General features: G+C 67.9%; 20 protein-coding genes, 1 tRNA gene and 1 pseudogene. 17 read left to right on the top strand and 5 right to left on the bottom strand.

Translation table 11 applies throughout. From position 1 onward, the window contains the following. The first annotated feature begins 138 nt into the window (after window positions 1-138). The 7 genes and pseudogenes from NS2_RS15765 (at window position 139) to NS2_RS15795 (ending at window position 9,004) form a co-directional block, all read left to right on the top strand. The gene (locus tag NS2_RS15765) at window positions 139-2,754 is read left to right on the top strand and encodes a bifunctional FO biosynthesis protein CofGH (RefSeq protein WP_033088180.1); all 2,616 of its coding nucleotides are present in this window, start codon (window positions 139-141) and stop codon (window positions 2,752-2,754) included. 236 nt (window positions 2,755-2,990) lie between these two features. Then, entirely contained in the window at window positions 2,991-3,314 is a 324-nt protein-coding gene (gene fdxA / locus NS2_RS15770) for a ferredoxin (RefSeq protein ID WP_033088181.1), read from the top strand. 8 nt (window positions 3,315-3,322) lie between these two features. Next, window positions 3,323-4,429 carry a succinyldiaminopimelate transaminase gene (gene dapC / locus NS2_RS15775; RefSeq protein WP_033088182.1) on the top strand — a complete coding sequence of 369 codons (1,107 nt, stop codon included), beginning with the start codon at window positions 3,323-3,325 and terminating at the stop codon, window positions 4,427-4,429. Between the two features lie 69 nt (window positions 4,430-4,498). After that, window positions 4,499-4,572, top strand: a tRNA-Asp gene (locus tag NS2_RS15780). 256 nt (window positions 4,573-4,828) lie between these two features. After that, entirely contained in the window at window positions 4,829-6,367 is a 1,539-nt protein-coding gene (locus NS2_RS15785; RefSeq protein ID WP_230464745.1) for a GMC oxidoreductase, read from the top strand. Between the two features lie 50 nt (window positions 6,368-6,417). After that, entirely contained in the window at window positions 6,418-8,052 is a 1,635-nt protein-coding gene (gene pruA, locus NS2_RS15790) for an L-glutamate gamma-semialdehyde dehydrogenase (RefSeq protein WP_033088184.1), read from the top strand. Next, window positions 8,049-9,004 (top strand): annotated as a pseudogene (locus NS2_RS15795) (proline dehydrogenase family protein). The gene pruA and the pseudogene NS2_RS15795 overlap by 4 nt, the downstream one beginning before the upstream one ends. Here NS2_RS15795 and NS2_RS15800 read toward each other — a convergent pair. Then, window positions 9,001-9,864, bottom strand: coding sequence for an oxygenase MpaB family protein (locus tag NS2_RS15800; protein WP_033088185.1), 864 nt, complete (start codon window positions 9,862-9,864; stop codon window positions 9,001-9,003). The pseudogene NS2_RS15795 and the gene NS2_RS15800 sit on opposite strands and share 4 nt — an antisense overlap. A 146-nt stretch (window positions 9,865-10,010) precedes the next feature. Between NS2_RS15800 and NS2_RS15805 the strand changes: the two genes are divergently transcribed. Further along, window positions 10,011-10,643 (top strand): TetR/AcrR family transcriptional regulator, encoded by a 633-nt coding sequence (locus tag NS2_RS15805; RefSeq protein WP_052086503.1) that lies wholly within the window; start codon window positions 10,011-10,013, stop codon window positions 10,641-10,643. Window positions 10,644-10,675: 32 nt separating this feature from the next. Here NS2_RS15805 and NS2_RS15810 read toward each other — a convergent pair whose 3' ends face one another. Then, window positions 10,676-11,530, bottom strand: coding sequence for an oxygenase MpaB family protein (locus NS2_RS15810; RefSeq protein WP_033088186.1), 855 nt, complete (start codon window positions 11,528-11,530; stop codon window positions 10,676-10,678). A gap of 124 nt (window positions 11,531-11,654) precedes the next feature. Between NS2_RS15810 and NS2_RS15815 the strand changes: the two genes are divergently transcribed. The 3 genes from NS2_RS15815 (at window position 11,655) to NS2_RS15825 (ending at window position 13,885) form a co-directional block, all read left to right on the top strand. After that, a complete protein-coding gene (locus NS2_RS15815) occupies window positions 11,655-13,064 on the top strand; it encodes an acyl-CoA synthetase (protein WP_033088205.1) in 1,410 nt (469 codons plus the stop codon). 136 nt (window positions 13,065-13,200) lie between these two features. Continuing rightward, the gene (locus NS2_RS15820; RefSeq protein WP_228102641.1) at window positions 13,201-13,467 is read left to right on the top strand and encodes a PPOX class F420-dependent oxidoreductase; all 267 of its coding nucleotides are present in this window, start codon (window positions 13,201-13,203) and stop codon (window positions 13,465-13,467) included. A gap of 103 nt (window positions 13,468-13,570) precedes the next feature. Continuing rightward, a complete protein-coding gene (locus NS2_RS15825) occupies window positions 13,571-13,885 on the top strand; it encodes a hypothetical protein (protein ID WP_033088187.1) in 315 nt (104 codons plus the stop codon). Window positions 13,886-13,947: 62 nt separating this feature from the next. Here NS2_RS15825 and dapD read toward each other — a convergent pair whose 3' ends face one another. Next, entirely contained in the window at window positions 13,948-14,907 is a 960-nt protein-coding gene (dapD, locus tag NS2_RS15830; RefSeq protein WP_033088188.1) for a 2,3,4,5-tetrahydropyridine-2,6-dicarboxylate N-succinyltransferase, read from the bottom strand. A 109-nt stretch (window positions 14,908-15,016) separates the two neighbouring features. On the opposite strand from dapD, the gene dapE reads away from it, so the two are divergent. From dapE to NS2_RS15850, 4 genes are all read left to right on the top strand, one after another. After that, window positions 15,017-16,123, top strand: coding sequence for a succinyl-diaminopimelate desuccinylase (gene dapE, locus NS2_RS15835; protein ID WP_033088189.1), 1,107 nt, complete (start codon window positions 15,017-15,019; stop codon window positions 16,121-16,123). 157 nt (window positions 16,124-16,280) lie between these two features. Then, entirely contained in the window at window positions 16,281-17,075 is a 795-nt protein-coding gene (locus tag NS2_RS15840) for an LOG family protein (protein ID WP_033088190.1), read from the top strand. Between the two features lie 5 nt (window positions 17,076-17,080). After that, complete coding sequence (locus tag NS2_RS15845) at window positions 17,081-17,620, top strand: LOG family protein (RefSeq protein ID WP_033088206.1); 540 nt, start codon at window positions 17,081-17,083, stop codon at window positions 17,618-17,620. A 91-nt stretch (window positions 17,621-17,711) separates the two neighbouring features. Continuing rightward, window positions 17,712-19,481 carry a long-chain-acyl-CoA synthetase gene (locus NS2_RS15850; protein WP_071812143.1) on the top strand — a complete coding sequence of 590 codons (1,770 nt, stop codon included), beginning with the start codon at window positions 17,712-17,714 and terminating at the stop codon, window positions 19,479-19,481. Window positions 19,482-19,490: 9 nt separating this feature from the next. Here NS2_RS15850 and NS2_RS15855 read toward each other — a convergent pair whose 3' ends face one another. Next, window positions 19,491-20,345 carry a glycoside hydrolase family 16 protein gene (locus tag NS2_RS15855; RefSeq protein WP_033088192.1) on the bottom strand — a complete coding sequence of 285 codons (855 nt, stop codon included), beginning with the start codon at window positions 20,343-20,345 and terminating at the stop codon, window positions 19,491-19,493. Between the two features lie 142 nt (window positions 20,346-20,487). Here NS2_RS15855 and folP point away from each other — a divergent pair, with 142 nt between their 5' ends. Beyond that, complete coding sequence (gene folP, locus NS2_RS15860; RefSeq protein WP_033088193.1) at window positions 20,488-21,360, top strand: dihydropteroate synthase; 873 nt, start codon at window positions 20,488-20,490, stop codon at window positions 21,358-21,360. After that, entirely contained in the window at window positions 21,357-22,280 is a 924-nt protein-coding gene (locus tag NS2_RS15865; RefSeq protein ID WP_033088194.1) for a glucosyl-3-phosphoglycerate synthase, read from the top strand. The genes folP and NS2_RS15865 overlap by 4 nt, the downstream gene beginning before the upstream one ends. A gap of 7 nt (window positions 22,281-22,287) precedes the next feature. Here NS2_RS15865 and NS2_RS15870 read toward each other — a convergent pair whose 3' ends face one another. Next, a complete protein-coding gene (locus NS2_RS15870) occupies window positions 22,288-23,124 on the bottom strand; it encodes a hypothetical protein (RefSeq protein ID WP_033088195.1) in 837 nt (278 codons plus the stop codon). Window positions 23,125-23,179 lie beyond the last annotated feature (55 nt).

Consider the following 23,179-nt stretch of genomic DNA (forward strand, 5'->3'; position numbering starts at 1 on the left):
CGACAACTGATTTCGTTGCGACCGGGGTAACTCGTGGGGTACGTCCAAAATTGGTTCGGCTCATGACCGCCGGCACGGGTTGCCAGCGGTGAGCGGCAATTGGCCGCCCGCCTAAGACACGGAGAGGCGGAGGAGTGCATGATCGAGGACGTGACGGATCTACCGAACCCGAGCCTTCCGCCTGTCCCGCCCAGCAGTTCGGCCATGCGCCGGGCGCTGCGCCGGGCCCGGGACGGTGCGACGCTCAATCTCGACGAGGCGGTGGTGCTGCTGCACGCGCGCGGCGCCGACCTCGAGGATCTGACCGCTTCGGCCGGGCGGGTGCGCGACGCCGGGCTGCGCGAGACCGGGTACGCGGGGGAGGCTCTCCCGATCACCTACTCGCGCAAGGTGTTCATCCCCATTACGCACCTGTGTCGCGACAAGTGCCACTACTGCACCTTCGTCACCGTGCCCGGCAAACTGCGGGCGCAGGGCAAGGGCATGTACATGGAGCCCGACGAGATCCTCGAGGTCGCCCGTCAAGGTGCCGAACTGGGTTGCAAGGAAGCGCTTTTCACCCTCGGTGACCGCCCCGAGGAGCGCTGGCCCGAGGCCCGGCAGTGGCTCGACGAGCGCGGCTACGACTCCACCCTGGACTACGTGCGTGCCATGGCGATCCGGGTGCTGGAGGAGACCGGCCTGCTACCGCACCTGAACCCGGGCGTGATGAGCTGGGAGGAGCTCTCGCGGCTCAAGCCGGTGGCCCCGTCCATGGGCATGATGCTGGAGACCACCGCCACCCGGCTGTTCACCGAACCCGGTGCGGCGCACTACGGTTCGCCCGACAAGGACCCGGCGGTGCGGCTGCGCGCGCTGACCGACGCCGGTCGCCTGTCGGTGCCGTTCACCACCGGCATCCTGGTCGGCATCGGCGAGAACCTCACCGAGCGCGCCGAGTCTATTCTGGCGATTCGAAAGGTGCACAAGGCTTTCGGGCACGTCCAGGAAGTCATCGTGCAGAACTTCCTGGCCAAGCAGAACACCGCCATGCGCGACACCCCGGACGCCGATCTGGAGGAATTCCGGGCCACCGTCGCGGTGGCCCGGCTGCTGCTCGGCCCGAAGATGCGGATCCAGGCCCCGCCGAACCTGGTGTCGCTGGAGGAGTGCCGGGCGCTCATCGCGGCGGGCATCGACGACTGGGGCGGGGTCTCCCCGCTGACCCCCGACCATGTGAATCCGGAACGGCCCTGGCCGAATCTGGAGACCCTCGCGCAGGTCACCGCCGACGCCGGATACGTGCTCACCGAGCGCATCACCGCGCACCCGAAGTACGTGCTGGCGGGCCACCCGTGGATCGACCCTCGCGTCTCCAAACATGTTGCCGCGCTGATGGATCCGAAGACCGGCCTGGCCGCCGACGTGAAGCCGGTCGGTCTGCCCTGGCAGGAGCCGGACCACGACTGGGAATCGGTCGGCCGCATCGATCTCAATACCGCCATCGACTCCGAGGGCCGGTTGACCGAATCCCGCAGCGACTCGGGCATTGCCGATGATTCGCTCGGCGCTTTCGGCGACTGGGAATCCATTCGCGAGCAGGTGCACGAGCTGGCCGCCACCGCCCCCGAACGCTTCGACGCCGACGTGATGGCCGCCCTGCGCGCCGCCGAGAAGGATCCGGCCGGGCTCACCGATGACCAGTACCTGGCCCTGGCCACCGCCGACGGCCCGGCCCTGGAAGCCATTACCGCGCTGGCCGACCAGCTGCGCCGCGACACCGTGGGCGACGAGGTCACCTACATCGTCAACCGGAACATCAACTTCACCAATATCTGCTATACCGGCTGCCGGTTCTGCGCGTTCGCCCAGCGCAAGGGCGATGCCGACGCCTTCAGCCTGAGCCCCGCCGAGGTCGCCGACCGCGCCTGGGAGGCGTGGGTCGAGGGCGCGACCGAGATCTGCATGCAGGGCGGCATCGATCCGGAGCTGCCGGTCACCGGCTACGCGGACCTGGTGCGCGCCATCAAGGCCCGCATTCCCGAGATGCACGTGCACGCCTTCAGCCCGATGGAGATCGTGAACGGGGCATCGCGGGGCGGCCAGTCCGTGCACGACTGGCTATCGGCGCTGAAAGAGGCCGGGCTGGACTCGATTCCGGGCACCGCCGCCGAGATCCTCGACGACGAGGTGCGCTGGGTGCTCACCAAGGGCAAGCTGCCCACCTCGGCCTGGATCGATGTCATCAGCACCGCGCACAAACTGGGCATCCGCTCCAGCTCGACCATGATGTACGGGCACGTGGACAACCCCAAGCACTGGGTCGGCCACCTACGGGTGCTGCGCGGAATCCAGTACGAGACAGGCGGTTTCACCGAATTCGTGCTGCTGCCGTTCGTGCACCAGAGCGCGCCTTTGTACCTGGCAGGCGCCTCGCGGCCGGGTCCGACCGTGCGCGACAACCGGGCCGCCCACGCCCTGGCCCGCATCATGCTGCACGGCCGTATCGAGAATATTCAGACGAGCTGGGTCAAACTTGGTATCAAGGGAACCCAGTTGATGCTCAACGGTGGAGCCAACGATCTGGGTGGGACGCTCATGGAGGAGACCATCTCCCGCATGGCGGGCTCGGAGCACGGTTCCGCCAAAACGGTCGAGGAACTGACGGAGATCGCGTCGGGCATCGGCCGCCCGGTCCGGCAGCGCACCACCACCTACGGTGTGCCCGCCAATCGCGCGCTGGTCCGCCTCTCCGCGACTTTGGCGGACGGCTGACAACCGTCGGAGCCGCGCACCCGTGCCGGCGGTCGGGTGGGTGTCTGAATTTTGGACGTACCCGATGAGGTACCCCTGGCGCAGCGAAATCAGTTGTTACGTTTCGAACGCCATCCGCAGCGCGGCGGAGGGCGAATGTTAGGGCAGGCTTTGCGGGAGTAATGTTGTCGAGCCGGGATACTGTTTCGCCGGGCGGAGTGTGTATCCCGCATTGAGGACAGACTAGGAGAGCGGCAGTGCCGTACATCATCGCTGAACCGTGCGTTGACGTGAAGGACAAGGCGTGCATCGAGGAATGCCCCGTGGACTGCATCTACGAGGGCGGCCGCATGCTGTACATCCAACCGGACGAGTGCGTGGACTGTGGTGCATGTGAACCGGTCTGCCCGGTGGAAGCCATCTTCTACGAAGACGACACCCCGGATCAGTGGGCCGGTTACGTCAACGCCAATGTCGACTTCTTCGACGAGCTGGGTTCCCCGGGCGGGGCGACCAAGGTCGGCAAGGTCGACTTCGACCCGCCGTTCATCGCCGCGCTACCGCCCATGGCCAGCGAGTAGGCCGGCATTTGACCGCGCGTGGCCGGGTCAGCGCACTGCTACCCGATTTCCCCTGGGACACCATCGCTTCGGTGAAGGCGAAGGCCGCCTCCCATCCGGACGGCATCGTCGACCTCTCGGTCGGCACCCCGGTCGATCCGGTGGATCCGCTGATCCGCGCGGCGCTCGCGTCGGTGGCGGAGGTGCCCGGGTATCCGACCACGCACGGCACGCCCGAATTGCGCGAAGCCGTTGTCGCGGCGCTGAAGCGGCGATTCGGGATCACCGGGGTGGATCCGGCCGCCGTGCTGCCCGTCATCGGCACCAAGGAGCTGATCGCGGGGCTGCCGCGGCTGTTGGGCTTGGGCGCAGCGGATCTGGTCGTCATCCCGGAGGTCGCGTACCCGACCTATGAGGTCGGCGCGCTGCTGGCCGGTGCGCGTTATGTGCGGGCCGACGGCACCGCGCAGCTCGGTCCGGAAAAGCCCGCGCTGATCTTCATCAACTCGCCGTCCAATCCCACCGGCAAGGTGCTGGGCATCGAGCACCTGCGCAAGGTGGTGCGCTTCGCCCGCGAGCGCGGCGCGGTCCTCGCCTCGGACGAGTGCTACCTGGGCCTGGCCTGGGAGGGCCGCGCGGTCTCCATCCTCGATCCCGAGGTGTGCGACGGCGACCACACCGGGCTGCTGGCCATCCACTCGCTGTCCAAGACCTCGAATCTGGCCAGCTACCGGGCCGGTTTCGTGACCGGTGACCCGGAACTGGTGGCGGAACTGCTGGAGGTGCGCAAGCACTCCGGCATGATGCTGCCCTACCCGATCCAGGCGGCCATGACCGCGGCGCTCGGCGATGACGCGCACGAGGTCCAGCAAAAGGACCGCTACCGGGCGCGGCGGGTGGTGCTGCGAGATGCGCTGCAGCGCGCGGGATTCCGGATCGATCACTCCGAGGCGGGGCTGTACCTGTGGTCCACGCGCGGCGAGCCGTGCCGGACGACCCTGGATTGGCTGGCCGAGCGCGGCATCCTGGCGGCTCCGGGCGAGTTCTACGGTCCGCAGGGGAATCAGCATGTGCGCATTGCCCTTACCGCGACGGACGAGCGCATCGCCGCCGCGGCTGATCGCCTGACCAGCTGATTTTCCGTTACCGCCGGCCTCGTGATAGCGTCTACGACGTTGCGAGGCCCGGTGGCCAAGCTCTTTCAAGGCCCTGTGGCGCAGTTGGTTAGCGCGCCGCCCTGTCACGGCGGAGGTCGCGGGTTCGAGTCCCGTCAGGGTCGCCTCTGGTGAAGCCCCCCACATCACGTGGGGGCTTTTTCTTTTCCCCTCGAAGTTTCCCGATCTTTCGCGAAACTGACCCGTAGGCTCTTCACACCGCCTATAACAGGTTCTCATCGCAACTCGATGAGGAGTCTTTCAGTGCGTGGTTTGTCTTACGAATCCCCCGGTAAGAGTGTCTACGGCAGCAATGTCAGCCGACGCGGGTTCCTAGCTGCAACAGGTGTCATTTTGGGGGCGGCTGCGCTACTACCGAAGATGCCATCGGCGCGGGCCCTACCCACCGGGGCGGTCAATGACGGTGACACCATGCCCGTGCTGGTCATCGGCACCGGCTACGGCGGCGCGGTCGCGGCGCTGCGGCTGGCCCAGGCCGGGCAGTCGGTCGTCATGGTCGAGAAGGGCATGTCCTGGACCCAGCCCGGATCCGACGGCAAGGTCTACTGCAACATGCTCAAGCCGGACGGCCGCTCGTTCTGGCTGCGCACCAAGACCGTCCAGCCGATCAACCACTTCATGGGCGCGCCCTACGACAAATCGATCCCCAGCTACACCGGCGTGCTCGACGCGGAGGAGTTCAGCGGGATTCGCATCTACCAGGGGCGCGGCGTAGGCGGCGGTTCGCTGGTCAACGGCGGTATGGCGGTCACGCCCAAGCAGGAGAACTTCGGGAGCATCCTGCCCTCGGTGGACGCGGGCGAGATGTACGCGACCTACTACCCGCGGGCCAATGCCGGGCTGAAGGTCAACAATATCGACCAGACCTGGTTCGAGAGCGCCGAGTGCTACCAGTTCGCGCGGGTCGGCCGGAAACAGGCTGAGCGGTCGAACTTTTCGTGGACCTTCGTGCCGAACGTCTACGACTTCAACTACATGAAGCAGGAGCAGGCCAATACCGCGCCGCGCTCAGCGCTCAACGCCGAGGTCATCTACGGCAACAACTACGGCAAGAACGCCCTCGACAAGACCTATCTGGCGGCGGCGTCGGGCACCGGCAAGGTGACCATCGTGCCGCAGCACGTGGTGACCACCGTCGCGCCCGCCAATGGCGGCGGGTTCACGGTGACCATGAACCAGATCGACACCAGCGGCAATACCGTGAAGTCGAAAACCGTTACGGCGCAGAAGGTCTTCTTCGCGGCCGGCAGCGTGGGCACCAGCAAACTGCTGGTCACCCAGAAGGCCACCGGCAAGCTGCCCAACCTGCCCGACTCCATCGGCAGCGGCTGGGGCAATAACGGCAATGTCATGGTGGCCCGGCAGAACCAGGCCTGGGACGCCACCGGCAGCCTCCAGTCCTGCATTCCGTGCCTGGGCATCGACAACTGGGCCGACAGCGGCGGCCCGGCCTTCGCGGCGGTGTCGCCGTTCCCGGCGGGCATCGAGACCTTCGCCAGCCTGTACCTGGCCATCACCAAGAACCCGAACCGCGGCAAGTTCACCTACAACTCCGGATCGGGCGGGGTGGATCTGAACTGGCAGACCGCCTGGAACCAGCCGAGCATCGACGCCGCCAAGCGCATCTTCGACAAGATCAACAGCAAGGAAGGGACCATCTACCGGACCGACCTGTTCGGTGAATACAAGACCTGGGGCGACGATTTCGCCTACCACCCGCTGGGCGGCTGCGTGATCAATGTGTCCACCGACAACTACGGGCGGCTCACCCAGTACCCGGGCCTGTACGTCATCGACGGCTCGCTGATCCCCGGCCTGACCACCGTCAACCCGTTCGTCACCATTACCGCGCTGGCGGAACGCAATATCGAGAAGATCATCGCGGACGACTTCCACTGACGAAGCGTGTTCGTTCCGGCCGGGCAGGGGCTACCGCGATAGCCTTGGATATGGACGCTGTCACGGTTGTCCCTGCTCCCGGAAATGAACCGGTGCACACCTACGCCCCGGGCAGTCGTGAACGCGAACTGCTGACGGGCAAGCTCGCCGATCTCTCCGCCGAATCCGTGGATGTGCCGTTGGTCATCGGCGGTAAGCATCAGCCCGGCGGCGGGAAACGGCTGGGTATCTCGATGCCGCACCGGCACCGGCACGTACTCGGGACCTACACCGACACCACCCACGACGAAGCGCGCGCGGCCATTGCGGCCGCCACCGCCGCCGCGCCCGGCTGGCGGGCGATGCCCTTCGAGGAACGCGCCGCGGTCCTGCTGCGGGCCGCCGACCTGCTGGCCGGGCCGTGGCGCGAAACCCTCGCGGCCGCCACCATGCTCGGCCAGTCGAAATCGGTGCAGCAGGCCGAGATCGACGCACCCTGCGAGCTGGTGGACTTCTGGCGGTTCAATGTCGCGTTCGCGCGGCAGATCCTCCGGGAGCAGCCGGAATCCGGTGCGGGTGTGTGGAATCGGATGGACTACCGGCCCCTGGAGGGGTTCGTGTACGCCATCACGCCGTTCAACTTCACCGCCATCGCCGGGAACCTGCCCACCGCGCCCGCGCTCATGGGCAAGACCGTCGTCTGGAAACCCTCACCGACGCAGACGCTTTCGGCGTACTACACGATGAAGCTGCTGGAGGAGGCCGGGATGCCGCCCGGGGTCGTCAATATGGTGACCGGGGACGGCTCGAAGCTCTCCGAGGTGGCGCTGGCCGATCCCAGGCTGGCGGGCATCCACTTCACCGGCTCCACCCGCACCTTCCAATACCTGTGGCAGAGTGTCGGCTCGAATATCGGCCGCTACCACGGGTATCCGCGGCTGGTGGGGGAGACCGGCGGCAAGGACTTCATCCTCGCCCACCCGTCCGCCGACCCGGATATCCTGCGCACGGCCATGATTCGCGGCGCATACGAGTATCAGGGCCAGAAATGCTCGGCCGCCTCGCGGGCCTACATCGCCAAATCGGTGTGGCAGCGGATGGGCCAGGACTTCCTGTCGGAGCTGGAGTCGCTGACCTACGGCGATGTCGCCGACCTGTCGAATTTCGGTGGGGCCGTGATCGACAGCCGCGCGTACGCCAAATGCGAGGCGGCCATCGACCGGGCCAAGGGCGCCGGACTCGATATCGTGGGCGGCCGCTGCGACGACAGCGAGGGCTGGTTCATCCACCCCACCGTGCTGCTCGGCGACGATCCCGGTGACGAGGCCTTCGCCACCGAATACTTCGGCCCGATCCTGTCGGTCTACGTCTACGACGACAGCGCCCCCGGCTCCTTCGCCGGCATCCTCGACATCGTCGACTCCACCTCCCCGTACGCCCTCACCGGCGCGATCTTCGCCCGCGACCGCCGGGCCGTCGAATCCGCCGCCACCGCACTGCGATTCGCGGCGGGCAACTTCTACATCAACGACAAGCCGACCGGCGCGGTGGTCGGCCAGCAGCCCTTCGGCGGCGCGCGCTCCTCCGGCACCGACGACAAGGCCGGTTCCTACCTCAACCTGCTGCGCTGGGTGGCTCCCCGCACCCTGAAGGAAACCTTCGTTCCCCCAACCGATTACCGCTACCCCCACATGGAGGTGCGATGAACCCGCTACGCCCCGCGATCCTCGCTGCGGCGGGATCGTCCAAGCTGAAGGATGTCATCACCCGGGTGCCGGTGACCGCCGCCGTGGTCCGGCGCTTCGTAGCCGGGGAGACCCGTGCCGAGCTGGTCCCGGTGGCACAGGCGCTGCTGGCGAGCGGCCGCTCGGTCAGTGTCGACTTCCTCGGGGAATACACCACCGACCGCTCTCAGGCCAATGCCGCGGTGACGGAATATCTTTCGCTCATCGACGACCTCTCCGAGGTCGACCATGCGGTACCCGGCCTGGACACCGAGACCCCCGGGTGGAGGTCTCGCTCAAACTCTCCGCGCTGGGTCAGTCGCTGGGTCCGGACGGCCCGGCCATCGCGGCCGAGAACCTGCACAAGCTCTGCGCCAAGGCCGTCGAACGCCAGGTCTGGGTGACCGTCGACGCCGAGGACCACACCACCACCGAGGACACCCTCGAAGCGGTCCGGCTGGCCCGTGCCGAATTCCCCTGGCTGGCCGTGGCTTTGCAGACCTATCTGCGCCAGGCCGAGGACCGCGCCCGCGACCTGGCCACCGACGGCACCCGAATCCGCCTGTGCAAGGGCGCATACCAGGAACCCGCGACCGTCGCCTACCAGCGCCGCGCCGACGTCGACACCTCGTACCTGCGCTGCCTGGACGTCCTCATGCGCGAGGCCTGGTATCCCATGATCGCCTCCCACGACCCCGCCATGATCGCGGCGGCCCTCACCCTGGCCACCGAAAACAACCGCACCCCGGGCGATTACGAGTTCCAGATGCTCTACGGCATCCGCGACGCCGAACAGCAGCGCCTGGTCGCCGAGGGGCACGCCCTGCGCGTCTACATCCCCTACGGCACCCAGTGGTACGGCTACCTCATGCGCCGCCTGGCCGAACGCCCGGCCAACCTCGGCTTCTTCCTGCGCGCCCTGGCTGATCGCTAGACGAGCGGTCGCCCGAAGCGGCGGCGCAGGCGCATGTCGGCGAGGTAGAAGTTGAAGGGGAACAGGCGGATCGGGGTGGGCATGCGGGTCCAGACCGCGGAGATGACGCGCAGGATGCCGGTGAAGATGCGTTCGTCGCGGGCGGTCCAGGACATGCCCATCTGATTGCGCAGGTGCGGGGGCAGCAGGGCGGTGACGATGAAGCGGTGCAGGCCGCCGAGGGCGATCTGGAGGGGCCACGCGAGCATCTTCAGGTCGGTGAGGGCGTTGAAGTAGGCGCGGGTGGGCTCGTCGATGGTCTTGGTGGCCAGGTTCTCCTCCCAGTAGACGTAGAAGTCGTCCCGGGCGGCGGGCCACATTTCGGCGGGCATCTGCAGGGTGGTGCCCAGGCGGGTGCAGTGGCGGTAGAAGGCTTCGGCCACAACGGGATCCATCGGGCCGCGCATGCGGTGCAGGATGTCGTCGAAGCCCCAGTAGATGCAGGCGGCTACCCACAGCTGGAGTTTCGGGTCGAAGGCGTTGTACTTGACCGGGCTGCCGGGCTTGGTGCGGATGGTGCGGTGCGCGCCGTTGACGGCCTCGCGGTAGTCGCGGCGGTCGTCCTCGTCGCCGATCATGGCCACGGCCAGGTAGGTGAGGGTGGTGCGCAGTCGCTTGAAGGGGCGCACCATGATCGACCCGCTGTGCACCTCGGACTCCATCACGCCGTAGGCGACCGGGGTGAGCGAGAGCTGCATGATCACATTGGCGGCCCCGCCGAGGAACGCGCCGATGCCGTCGATGTATTCGCGAACTTGCTCGGTGGTCATCGGCTCCGGGCCGACCGGTTCGTACTCGAACTTGCGCAGCGGTGCGGTCATCGTTGACTCGGCTCCTCGTCGTCACTCCTCGCCCTTGAGGAGAGTGTGAGAAATATCTGTTCTCACCTTCTCATCGGCGCGTGGCGGTGTCAATGTGCGAAGATTAATGCCTCAGTCTCTCGTTGCGACCGGAAAGGGCTCGGACCATGGCCAAACTGGCCAAACTGCTGCCGCTCGTCCGCGGATCCGGGCCCGAGGACCGCAATCAGGCCAAGGTCCTCGACGCCGCACTGCTGGCTTTTCTGGACTTCGGCATCAAACGCACGTCCATGGTGGAGGTCGCCCGGCGCGGCGGGCTCTCGCTGGCCACGCTGGACCGGCGCTACGCCGGGAAGAACGATCTCATCCAAGCCGTCGGCCTGCGGCAGGCGCGTCAGCTCGTCGAGGAGATCGACGCCCAGGTGCGCGAACCGATCGAGCGGGACGCCAGCGCCGAGGAGCAGATCACCGTCCTGTTCATCGCGTTCACCGAGGGGCTGCGCGGCAATCAGCTGCTGGACCGGCTGCTCAAGACCGAACCCGAGATCGTGCTGCCCTATCTGACCGTCCAGGGCGCGCCCGTGATCGAGCTGGGCCGCGACTACCTCGCCGAGTTCATCGCCCGGTTGCAGGCGGAAGGCAAACTGCCGCAATATGATCCGCTGCCGCTGGCCGAGATGATCGCCCGCGCGGCGCTGTCGCTGGCGCTGACGCCGCAGACGGTGATCCCGCTCGACGATCCGGTGGCGCTACGGCGGTTCGCCCGCGATCACATCATTCCGGGTTTCCGAATCCTCTGACCGTCTCCGAATCCATTGACGGGCCGGGGTTCTCACACCAACCGCAGGCCCAGTCGGCGGCGCAGCCGCATGTCCATCAGGTGGGCGTTGAGCGGGAAGGCGCGCACCGGTGCGGGCACCACGCTCTCCGCCGCGCCGACCACCCGCAGCGTGCGGGCCAGCGCCCGATCCTGCCGCGGCGTCCAGGTCATGCCCATCTCGTCCCGAAGATGTTGCGGCAGCAGGCCGGTCACGAAGAACCGGTGCACGCCGCCGAAGGCCAGCTGGAACGGGCGGGGCAGCATCTTCAGGTCGATGAGGTCCTCGAAGTACGCCTTGATCTTGGGATCGATGCGTGTCGCGGCCAGGTTCTCTTCCCAATAGCGGTCGAAGGCAACGCGATCCGCGGGCCAACTCTCCGGGCGCACCTGGAGCGTGGTGCCCATGCGCGCGGCGTGCCGGTAGAAGACCTCGGCATCGAATTCGTCCATCGGGCCGTGCATGCGCTCGTAGAGATCACGTGCACCCCAGTACAGGCAGGCCGCCACCCACAGCTGGAGCTTGGGGTCGAAGGCGTTGTACTTCACCGTGCTTCCGGCGCGGGAGCGGACGTACTTGTGCACCGAGTCGACGGCCTCGCGATAGGCTGCCCGGTCGTCTTCGGTGCCGAGCAGGGCGACGGCCAGATAGGTGAGGGTGGTGCGCAGCCGCTTGAGCGGATGGACCATGACGTTCCCGGATTCCACGGGACTCTCCACCACGCCGTAGCCGACCGGCCGGTTGGAGAGCTGCATGATCACATTGGCCGCCGCGCCGAAGAACCCGGCCGCGCCGTCGAGGTATTGCCGGACATCGATCTCGGGCTCGGGTGTCGTGCCGTCGAATCGATCGTGAAGCGGCCTGGTCATCCTTGACCACATCCTCTGGTGAGAAGGTTGTACAGAAACTCTCTTACCCACTCGGGGTCCCTGTCAACCAACCCGGAGAGTTCGCAAGCGTTTCGTTGCCCGGTAGCGTGGCCCCGTGTCGCCGCTGTTGCTGAGCTCGCTGAACCCGGCCGCCATTGCCGCCGGGGACGATATTCCGAACGCCATCACCATCGACGGTGAGACGCTGTCCCGCAGCGATCTGCTGGGCGCGGCCACCTCCGTCGCCGAACGCGTCGCCCAGGCTCGCCGGGTGGCGGTGCTGGCCGAACCGACCGTGACCACCGTGCTCGCCGTGGTCGGCTGCCTCATCGCCGGGGTGACCGTGGTGCCGGTTCCGCCGGACGCGGGCAGCGCCGAACTGGCGCACATCCTGAAGAATTCGGGCGCGCAGGCGTGGCTTGGCAAGGCTCCGGAGGGCTCCGAACTTCCGGTCATCCCGGTGCGCAAGCACGCGCGGTCGTGGCATCGCTACGCCGAACCTTCCGGTAAGGCAACGGCTTTCATTCTCTACACCTCCGGAACCACGGGCCTGCCCAAGGGGGTGATGCTCAGCCGTGACGCCATCGCGGCGGGTCTGGACGCCCTCACCGAGGCATGGCAGTGGACGTGGAAAGACACACTGGTGCACGGCCTTCCGCTGTTCCACGTGCACGGCCTCATCCTCGGCATGCTCGGTCCGCTGCGGGTCGGCAGCCCGCGGGTGCACACCGGCAAGCCGACACCGCGGGCCTACGCCCGAGCGCACGGCACCATGTACTTCGGGGTGCCGACGGTGTGGTCGCGCATCGTCGAGGAGCCCTCGGCGGCAAAGGAATTGGCGAAGGCCAGGATTCTGATCTCCGGTAGCGCGCCGCTGCCCGTGCCGGTCTTCGAGCGACTGGCCGAGCTCACCGGGCACGCCCCGATCGAGCGCTACGGCATGAGCGAAACCATGATCACCCTCTCCACCCGCCCCGACGGGGAGCGCCGCCCCGGCTGGGTCGGCACCCCGGTGCAGGGCGTCGAGACCCGGCTGCGCGACGAGGCCGGGCAACCGGTGCCGCACGACGGGGAAAGCGTTGGCGGACTCCAGGTTCGCGGCCCCATGCTCTTCGACGGCTACCTGGGCAAGCCCGAGGCGGCCGCCGAGAACTTCACCGCCGACGGCTGGTTCAAGACCGGCGATGTGGCGGTCATCGATGCGGAGGGATTCCACCGCATCGTCGGCCGGGAATCGGTGGATCTCATCAAGTCCGGCGGCTACCGCATCGGCGCGGGCGAGATCGAGACCGCCCTGCTCGGGCATCCGGCGGTGGCCGAGACTGCGGTCATCGGGGTACCGGACGACGATCTCGGACAGCGCATCGTCGCCTTCGTGGTGCCGCGCGCCGATGCCCCCGCATCGATCTCCCAGGACCTCATCGACCATGTGGCGGGCGAACTTTCGGCGCACAAGCGGCCACGTGAGGTGCGCCTGGTCGAAACGCTGCCGCGCAATGCCATGGGCAAGGTGCAGAAGAAACTGCTGTCTTGACCTCGAGTGTGGTCGAGGTTCTACGGTGAACCGCATGACCGCATCCCTGTCGCAAGTCCAGATCGAATACCTGACCAGCCAGCGACTGGGGCGGTTGGCCACCATCCGCCCCGACGGCTCGCCGTAGAACAATCCGGTGGGCTTCCGCTACAACGCGGCTCTGGACACCATCGATATCGGCGGCCGCGATCTGGGAGCGAGCCAGAAGTTCCGCAATCTGCTGAAGGAGGAGCGGGTCTCGTTCGTGGTCGACGACATCAAATCCGTGCAGCCCTGGGAGGTGCGCTGCCTCGAAATCCGGGGCGCCGCACAGGCTTTGCGCGACGTCGAACCCTTCTACCCGGGGTTGTCGCCCGAACTGATCCGCATCACCCCGGAGCGGGTCATCGGCTTCGGGATCTGACACCTGAGTTCCGGTGCCGGAGGTTTCTGGGTCTCGTGACGCGTGCTGGCGAACGTCTAGCTTTCTGAAGCGAAACGCAAACTTTCCCAAGGAGATTCGCCCGATGCCCAGCCTCTTGCGCACCACCCTCGTCGTCGCCGCCCTCTTCGGCGGGTTGCTGGCCCCCGCTGCCGTCGCGTCTGCCGATGCGCTGCCCCTGACCCCCGCGCAGCAGCCCGCCGAGCCGGTGGCCGCGCCCAACACCACCGGAACCGGATCGGTCAACACCGGAGCCACCGGATCCTTCGACGCCTCGCCGACCGGGTCCTCGAACGTGATCAAGGCGCTGCAGACGGGCTCCGGCCAATGCGGGCCGGGGCTCGGAATCCCGACCACCTTCGACGGCTCCGCGGCGCCGTGGTGCGGTCTCTACCACTGAGCCACCGGAGACGCGAAACCCCCTGCAGCACAGGCCGTCAGGGGGTTTCGTGATTCAAGAGCTCAATCGTTGGCGTGCAGCGCGGCGTTCAGCTCGATGCCGGTGCCCTTGCGCGCCTTGACCTCCACCGCGCCGGTCACCGAGTTGCGGATGAACAGCAGGTTCGACTGCCCCGACAGCTCACCGGCCTTCACGATCTCGCCGCCCGGGCCCGTCACCTTGGTGCCCGCGGTCACGTACAGCCCCGCCTCCACCACGCAGTCGTCGCCCAGCGAGATGCCCACGCCCGCGTTCGCGCCCAGCAGGCAGCGCTCGCCCAGCGAGATGACCTGCTTGCCGCCGCCGGACAGGGTGCCCATGATGGACGCGCCGCCGCCGACATCGGAGCCGTCACCGACCACCACACCGGCCGAGATACGGCCCTCCACCATGGAATTGCCCAGCGTGCCGGCATTGAAGTTGACGAAGCCCTCGTGCATGACCGTGGTGCCCGAGGCCAGGTGCGCGCCCAGGCGCACGCGGTCGGCGTCGGCAACGCGCACACCCGACGGCAGCACGTAGTCCACCAGGCGCGGGAACTTGTCGACGCCGTACACGGTGACCGGGCCGCGGGCGCGCAGCTTCAGCCGGGTCAGCTCGAACTCCTCGGTGGAGCAGGGGCCGTGGTTGGTCCACACCACATTGGCCAGCAGGCCGAAGATGCCGTCCAGGTTCGCGCCGTGCGGGCGGATCAGGCGGTGCGAGAGCAGGTGCAGGCGCAGGTAGGCGTCGTGGGTGTCGACCGGCGCGGCGGACAGGTCGGCGATGGTGGTGCGCACCACGACCACCTCGACCCGGCGGGCCTCGTCGGCGCCCAACGGCGCCGTGGCGAACTTGGCGTACTCGACACCGGAGGGGTCCAGCCGCTTGGAGCCGGTATCGCTGAATTCACCGAGTTCCGGATACGGGTACCAGGTGTCGAGCACCGTCCCGTTCGCGGTGATGGTGGCGAGGCCGACTGCTGATGCTCCCTGAGTACTCACGTCCCCGTACGTTACCCCGCTGTGAATTCATGCCCCATGCGGTGCCGATTTGTGCCAACGCAAGCACCGTGCGAAGAACAGAGGTTATTCCTCATTTAGGGTGGATCGAGTGACCACCATCGATCTGAGTGCCGACCCCATTTCACTCACCGCCGCGCTCGTGGACATTCCGAGCGTGTCTCAGGACGAGAAGGTCATCGCGGACATCGTCGAGAAGGCATTGCGTGAGCAGACCTCCGGGTTCGCAATTCTGCGGCACGGCAATACCGTGCTGGCGCGCACCAATCGCGGACTGCCCACCCGGGTCATCCTCGCCGGGCACCTGGACACCGTGCCCATCGCCGACAATGTCCCCAGCCATTTCCAGACCACCGCGGACGGCGAACGGCAGCTGTGGGGCTGCGGCACCGTCGATATGAAATCCGGCGACGCGGTCTTCCTCAACCTGGCCGCCACCGTCGCCGATCCGGTGCACGACCTGACCCTCATCTTCTACGACTGCGAGGAGATCGCCGCCGAGTTCAACGGCCTCGGCCGGATCGAGCGGGAACTGCCCGAATGGCTCGAGGGCGATCTCGCCATCCTGGGCGAGCCGTCCGGCGGCTGGATCGAGGCGGGCTGCCAGGGCACCCTGCGGGTGCGCCTGACCACCTCGGGCGTGCGGGCGCACACCGCACGAGCCTGGCTGGGGGACAACGCCATTCACCGGCTGGCCCCGATCCTGGAGCGGCTGGCCGACTATCGGGCGCGTGAGGTCGAGATCGACGGCTGCACCTACCGCGAGGGCCTGTCGGCGGTCCGCGTCGAGGGCGGCGTGGCCGGCAATGTGGTGCCCGACGTGGCCAGCGTGGACGTGAACTTCCGCTTCGCCCCCGACCGCACCCTGGACCAGGCCACCGAGCACGTGCGCGAGGTATTCGCCGGTCTGGAACTGGATTTCGAGCGCACCGACGGCGCGCCCGGCGCGCTGCCAGGCCTGTCCAACCCGGCCGCCAAGGATCTCATCGAGATCGTGCACACGCACGGCAGCGGCGGCGTGCGCGCCAAGTACGGCTGGACCGATGTCTCGCGATTCGCCGCACGCGGCATCCCGGCCGTCAACTTCGGCCCGGGCGACCCCAACCTGGCCCACAAGCGCGACGAGCACCTGCCCGTCGACCAGATCACCCAGGTGACGTCCATGCTGCGCAGCTACCTCACCGGGGCCAAAGCCTGAGAAACCCGCAGGTGCACGCGCTGGCAGGTTCGCGGCGCGTCTCGTTCTGGACTGAGTGGAGCGGGGGAGCGAAGCGGAGGAGCGGAGGGAGGGAAGAACGAGACGCGCCGCGAACCCCGCCCGGAGCGAAGCGGAGGGCAAATTGGATACTGCCTGCATGTCTGCTGACGAGGATGTGCGTTCGCCCAAGACACCACGGTTCCGGGGGCCGATCATGCTGCGGCGGGATCGGAAGAAGGGGATCGGGACCACCGATCAGCATCTGCTGGACCAGCGCGGCCCGGCGGATTGGGTGCACACCGACCCTTGGCGGGTGCTGCGTATCCAAGCCGAATTCATCGAGGGCTTCGGCGCTTTGGCGGAGTCTCCGCGCGCGGTGTCGGTCTTCGGGTCGGCCCGCACGGCCGTCGACTCGCCCGAGTACCAGGCCGGGATGGCCATCGGAAGTGCTTTGGCCCGAGCCGGTTTCGCGGTCATCACCGGCGGCGGCCCGGGTGCCATGGAGGCCGCCAACCGGGGCGCGTCGGAGGCGGGCGGCTATTCGATCGGGCTGGGCATCGAGCTGCCGTTCGAGCAGCACCTCAACGAGTGGGTCGATCTCGGCATCAACTTCCGCTACTTCTTCGCGCGCAAGACCATGTTCGTGAAGTACTCCGAGGCGTTCGTCTGCCTGCCGGGCGGCTTCGGCACCCTCGACGAGCTCTTCGAGGCGCTGACGCTGGTGCAGACGCACAAGATCACGCGCTTCCCGATCATCCTGTTCGGCACCAAATACTGGTCGGGACTGGTGGATTGGATCCGGGACTCGCTGCTGGGCACCGCCAAGATCGCGCCCGGGGACCTGGGGCTGCTGCACGTCACAGACAGCGTGGACGAGGTGGTGCACATCGTCCTGCAGGCCGCGGAGTCCCGCGGTGAGCTGGACCAGACCGGTATGGAGGACCAGTGGTGAGCGAAATGTACTCCGTCTGCGTGTATTGCTCTGCCTCCGTGGATGATCCGCGCGCACTGGAACTGTCCGCCCGGGTCGGATCCGAAATCGGCCGTCGCGGTTGGCAATTGGTTTCGGGCGGTGGCAATGTCTCGATGATGGGCGCGGTGGCGCGGGCCGCGCGCGCGGCGGGCGCGCGCACCGTCGGCGTCATCCCGAAGATGATGGTGCACCGCGAGGTCGCCGATGTGGACGCCGACGAGCTGATCGTCACCGACTCCATGCGCGAGCGCAAACAGGTCATGGACGATCGCGCCGACGCCTTCCTGACCCTGCCCGGCGGCATCGGCACGCTCGAGGAGTTCTTCGAGACCTGGACGGGGGCCTACCTGGGCATGCACGACAAGCCGGTGGTCGTGCTCGATCCGCTGGGGCACTACCGGGGGCTGTTCGAGTGGATCGGTGAGCTGCGGGAGCGGGGCTACGCGGGGCGGGAAGCGATCGACCGGGCCGTGGTCACCGACGATTTCGACGCCGCCTTCACCGCGCTCCGGCCGGATCGCTGAGCGAAACCGGCCGGTTTCACTCGACAAGATCGGGCGAATCGGCAAGGGTGGGCGGTGAGCGAGAGCACAGCCCGGTGAGGAGCACAGCGAAGTGAATACCGATGCCCGTTCGACGGTGAGTCTGATGGACTTGGCCCGCAGCCTGCCCGGCATGGCGCTGCAGGCCCCAGGCATGCTCCGCAATGCCGTGCACATGCTGGTCAAATCCGGCGACCGGGCGTCCATCGGACTGTTCTTCCAGCGCGGCGCCGCGCAGCACCCGGACCGGCCCTTCCTGAGATTCGAAGGCCGCCAGTACACCTGGGGCGAGGCCAACTCCGAGGTCAACCGGTACGCGAATGTGCTTGCCGCGCACGGGGTCGGGCGGGGCGACGTGGTCGGCATCCTGATGGCCAACCGCCCCGAGGCGCTGTTCACCGTGCTCGCCACCGTGAAACTCGGTGCCACCGCGGGCCTGCTCAACCACAATCAGCGAGACGTGGTGCTGCAGCACAGCTTCGGGCTGCTGAACTCCGTGCTCGACGTGATCGGCGAGGAGTGCGCCGACGCGCTGGAGACCCTCACGCAGGCCCGGCCCGCCGTGCTGTGGTCCGAGCAGCTGGCGGCCCAGGCCCGCATCGTGGACGCGTCGAATCCCGCGGTGACCGAGCAGATCACGGCCGGGGAGCGCGCCTACCTGATCTTCACCTCCGGCACCACCGGCCTGCCCAAGGCCAGCGTCATGACCCACCAGCGCTGGACCAAGTCCATGGCGGGCATCGGCGGGCTCGGGGTCCGCCTGAACGGCCGCGACACCCTCTACTGCTGCCTGCCGCTGTACCACAACAACGCCCTCACGGTGGCGCTGTCCTCGGTGATCGCCGGTGGCGCGACCTTCGCACTGGGCCGCAAGTTCTCGGCCACCCGCTTCTGGGACGAGGCCATCGCCAATCAGGCCACCGCCTTCGTCTACATCGGCGAACTGTGCCGGTACCTGCTCAACCAGCCGCCCAAGCGCACCGACCGGTCGCACACGGTCCGGCTCTGCGTCGGCAACGGCCTGCGGCCCGAACTCTGGGACGAGTTCCAGAGCCGCTTCGGCCTCGAGCGGATCGTCGAGTTCTACGGTGCCAGTGAGGGAAACGTCGCCTTCATCAACGCCTTCAGCGTCGACAAGACCGCCGGTTTCACCCCGCTGCCCTTCGCGATCGTCGAGTACGACGACGCCACCGGCAAGGCCCTGCGCCACCCCGACGGCCGCCTGCGGCGCGTCCACCACGGCGGTGTCGGGCTGCTGCTGGCCAAGGTCACCAACAGCTCCCCGTTCGACGGCTACACCGACGCCGCCGCCACCGAATCCAAGCTCGTCCGTGACGGTTTCAAGCAGGGCGACTGCTGGTTCGACACCGGCGACCTGGTGCGCGACCAGCGCTTCGGCCACATCGCCTTCGTCGACCGCCTCGGCGACACCTTCCGCTGGAAGGGCGAGAACGTGGCCACCACCGAGGTCGAGGGCGCCTTCGACGGCATCGACTCCGTCACGCAGGCGGTCGTTTTCGGTGTCGACATCCCCGGCGCCGACGGCAAGGCGGGCATGGCCGCGGTGACCCTGCACGAGGGCGCGGCCTTCGACGGCAAGGTCGCGGCCAAGACGCTCTACGGCCACCTGCCGACCTATGCCGTGCCGCTGTTCATCCGCGTGGTGCCCGAGCTGGAACAGACCTCGACCTTCAAGAGCCGCAAGGTCGGACTGCGCAAGCAGGGCTGTGCCCCCGACGGCCACAGCACCCTCTACGTCCTCGCGGGCCGCACCGAGGGTTACGTGCCCGCGTATCCGGAGTACGCCGCCGAGGTCGCGGCCGGACGGCTGCCCGGCAACTGACCGCCTCGATCACTTCTGCTCGTACACCCGGACGTAGTCGACGACCAATTCGGCCGGGAATACGGTGGTTTCGTCCGGCGGGCCCGGCCAGGTCCCGCCGACCGCGAGATTCAGCAGCCCGTAGAAGGGGTGGTCGAAAACCCAGGTCTCGGTCGCCTTCAGCGTGCTCTTGTCGACGGTGAAGTAGCGGTGGTCGTCCAGGAACCAGCTGATGCGTCCGGGCGTCCACTCCACCGCGTAGGTGTGGAAGTCGTCGGCGAGCCGCTGCCCGTCCAGCTCGTAGTCCTCGGTGTATCCCGGATCCTCGAATCCCGGACCGTGCGCCGACCCGTGCACGGTGCCGGGATCGTCGCCGACCGTCTCCATCACGACGATCTCGCCGTTGCCCGGCCACGCCCGCTGCTCGACATTCGCGCCCATCAGCCAGAACGCGGGCCACAGCCCCCGGCCCGCGGGGATCTTCATGCGCGCCTCGAACCGGCCGTAGGCCTGCTCGCAACGGTCGAGGGTGGTGATCCGGCCGGAGGTGACATCGCACGGACCGTACGGGCACCCGCTCATCCCCGCCACCCGCTCGCGCCGGGCCGAGATCACCAGATGCCCTTTGCCGTCGGTGGACACGTTCTCGGTGCGGTCGGTGTAGTACTGCCACTCCGCATTGCCCCACTGCGGTTCGCCGCCGCGGTCGTACACCCACTTGGCCGGATCCGGCCGCCCGCCCGCCGCGCCATCGAACTCATCCGACCAGGTCTGCCGCCACCGGATCGCGACATCGGCCGCGGCATCCCGACTTTCGGGCGTCGAGCAACCCGCCAGCAGGAGCGCGGCGACGGTCGCGCAGGCGGCGGTGCGAGCGATGGTCATGGGTGCCCTTTCTGGTCCGGTCGGCGTGCAGCAGCCTGACAGCTTGCAGGTGAGGAATTCGTGAGGCCGCGGCCGCCGGTCGGGGCCCGGTTCCGGTCGGCTGCCCAGCAGGGGTGAAATACCGCTCGGTACAGTCGAGGGCATGTGTGCGCCGTTGCCGACATTGTGCGGGAAGCCGGTGGCGACGGATCGGGCGCTGGTGATGGCGATCGTGAACCGGACGCCGGATTCCTTTTATGACAGGGGCGCCACGTTCACCGACGAGGCCGCCATGAACGCCGTGGACCGGGCGGTGGCCGAGGGTGCGGATCTGGTCGATATCGGCGGGGTGAAGGCCGGGCCGGGCTCGGAGGTGGACGCCGTCGAGGAGGCCCGGCGGGTGGTGCCGTTCGTGGCCGCCCTCCGGGAGCGCCATCCGGATCTGCTCATCAGCGTGGACACCTGGCGGGCCGGGGTGGCGCGTGCGGCGGTGGCCGAGGGCGCGGACCTGATCAACGACACCTGGGCCGGGGCAGACCCGGAGCTGGTCGGGGTGGCCGCGGAATTGGGCGTAGGAATCGTGTGTTCTCACACCGGAGGTGCGATTCCGCGGACCCGTCCGCACCGGGTCCGGTACGCGGATGTGGTGACCCAGGTCACCGAGACGGTGGTGGCCGCCGCCGAAAATGCTGCGGCCGCAGGGGTGGCCAAGGACTCGATTTTGATCGACCCGACCCATGATTTCGGCAAAAACACCTATCACGGGCTCGAATTGTTGCGGGCGATAGACGTTCTTGTGAAAACCGGATGGCCCGTCTTGATGGCGCTGAGCAATAAGGATTTCATCGGAGAGACTCTTGGTGTCGGGCTGTCCGAACGATTGGAGGGCACATTGGCAGCGACTGCTTGGTCAGCCGCCGCGGGTGCTCGCGTCTTTCGAGTACACGAGGTGGCCCACACGCGCCGGGTGGTGGACATGATCGCCGCCATCCAGGGTCTCCGTCCGCCAGCCCGTACGTTGCGAGGACTCGCATGAAAACAGACTGGGTGCACACCAACACCTTCGATCGACCCGACTGGACCATCGAGGAGCTGATCGCGGCCAAGGGCGACCGCACGGTGTCCGTGGTTCTGCCCGCCCTCAACGAGGAATCCACCGTGGCCGCCGTCGTGGCCAGCATCCGGCCCCTGGTCGGCACGCTGGTGGACGAACTCGTGGTCCTGGACTCCGGGTCCACCGATGCCACCGCCGTCCGCGCCACGGCCGCCGGAGCCCGCGTGGTGACCCGGGAACAAGCCGTCCCCGAACTCGAGCCGGTCCCCGGCAAGGGCGAGTGCCTGTGGCGCTCGCTGGCCGTCACCAGCGGCGACATCATCGCCTTCGTGGACTCCGACCTGATCGACCCCGACCCGAACTTCGTGCCCAAACTGCTGGGCCCGCTGCTCACCGTGGACGGCATGCACCTGGTCAAGGCGTACTACCGCCGGCCGCTGCGCACCGGCGAGGCGGTCGAGCACCACGGCGGCGGCCGCGTCACCGAACTGGTGGCCCGCCCGTTGCTCGCGGCCCTGCGCCCGGAACTCTCGAATGTCTTGCAGCCCTTGGGCGGTGAGTACGCGGGCACCCGGGAGCTGCTCACCTCGGTGCCCTTCGCGCCCGGCTACGGCGTCGAAATCGGCCTGCTGCTCGACACTTACGACCTGCTCGGCCTGTCCAGCATCGGCCAGGTAAACCTCGGCGTCCGCCAGCACCGCAACCGCCCGCTGGCCGACCTGGGCGTCATGAGCCGCCAGATCCTGGGCACCGTGCTGGGCCGCAGCGGCATCCAGGACTCCGGTGCCGCGCTGACCCAATTCCCGATGGTGGCAGGCGAATTCATCGCCCACGCCACCGAGGTCTCGCTGTCCGACCGCCCGCCGATGAACACCCTGCGGCCCGAAGAGGCAGCCGCCTGAAGGGCATTCACCGGTCGTGACGGTAGATCGGGGTGAGTAGATCCGCCTCGATCGGCTCGCCCGTCGACCGGTCGTAGCGCACACCCACCACCGCCGAGAAGGGGTGGGTGCCCGCGCGCTCGTGCAGGGTGGCGAGTCTGGTTGCCAGCAGCCGGATCGCGCCCAGCGAGGCGGGCGGGTGCAGGCCGTCGATGACCAGCACGCTGCCCTTGCCGTCCGGGCGGGGGAGGCGGGCCAGATAGGCGATGTCGTAGGGCTCGGTGCCGCCCGGCCGGTAGACGCGGCGGGCGGCCCGGTCCTCTATGCCCCGGCGCACCCGTCCGGCCCGCGCCACGGTGCGGCGCAGGCGGGGATCCGCGGCCACCAAATAGCGCAGGCTGGGCGATAATTCGGGTCCGCCGAGCACGATCAGGCCGTCCCGGTCCAGATCCAGCGGGCGGCCCGGTAGGAAGCGCTGCACATTGGCGGTGAAGCCCAGTTCACGCAATAGCTCCACCAGCCGGTGCGGTGCGGCGGCATCCGGCGCACCCACCAGGGCGATGGCGCGCGTGGTGCTGCGCACGTCCGGGGTGAGGATTGTCAGCGGGCCGTGCCCGAAGAACAAACCCTCCGGTACCGGACCCTGCGTGCTCACCTGATGAATGCGGGCGCGGGAAAGTCCCGCGGCCGCACCGATTCTCGCGAACGTCCAGCCCTCGGCATGCAGTTCACGGATGACGGCGCGGCGGATGCGAGTCAGCTCATTGATCTGCTGCTGCGCGGCTGCCACGCCTTCGGTGGCGGCTTTCAGGCGTTCGACCTTGTCCTCGATCGCGAATACCCGGGCCACCTCGTCGGCCGACATGTGCGCAGTCTAGATAGCTGGACAGCGTCATGCGTCAAGTCCGCTGGACTAGTAC

It is taken from the genome of Nocardia seriolae NBRC 15557 (assembly GCF_007990715.1).
GTDB classification, from domain to species: Bacteria; Actinomycetota; Actinomycetes; order Mycobacteriales; family Mycobacteriaceae; genus Nocardia; species Nocardia seriolae.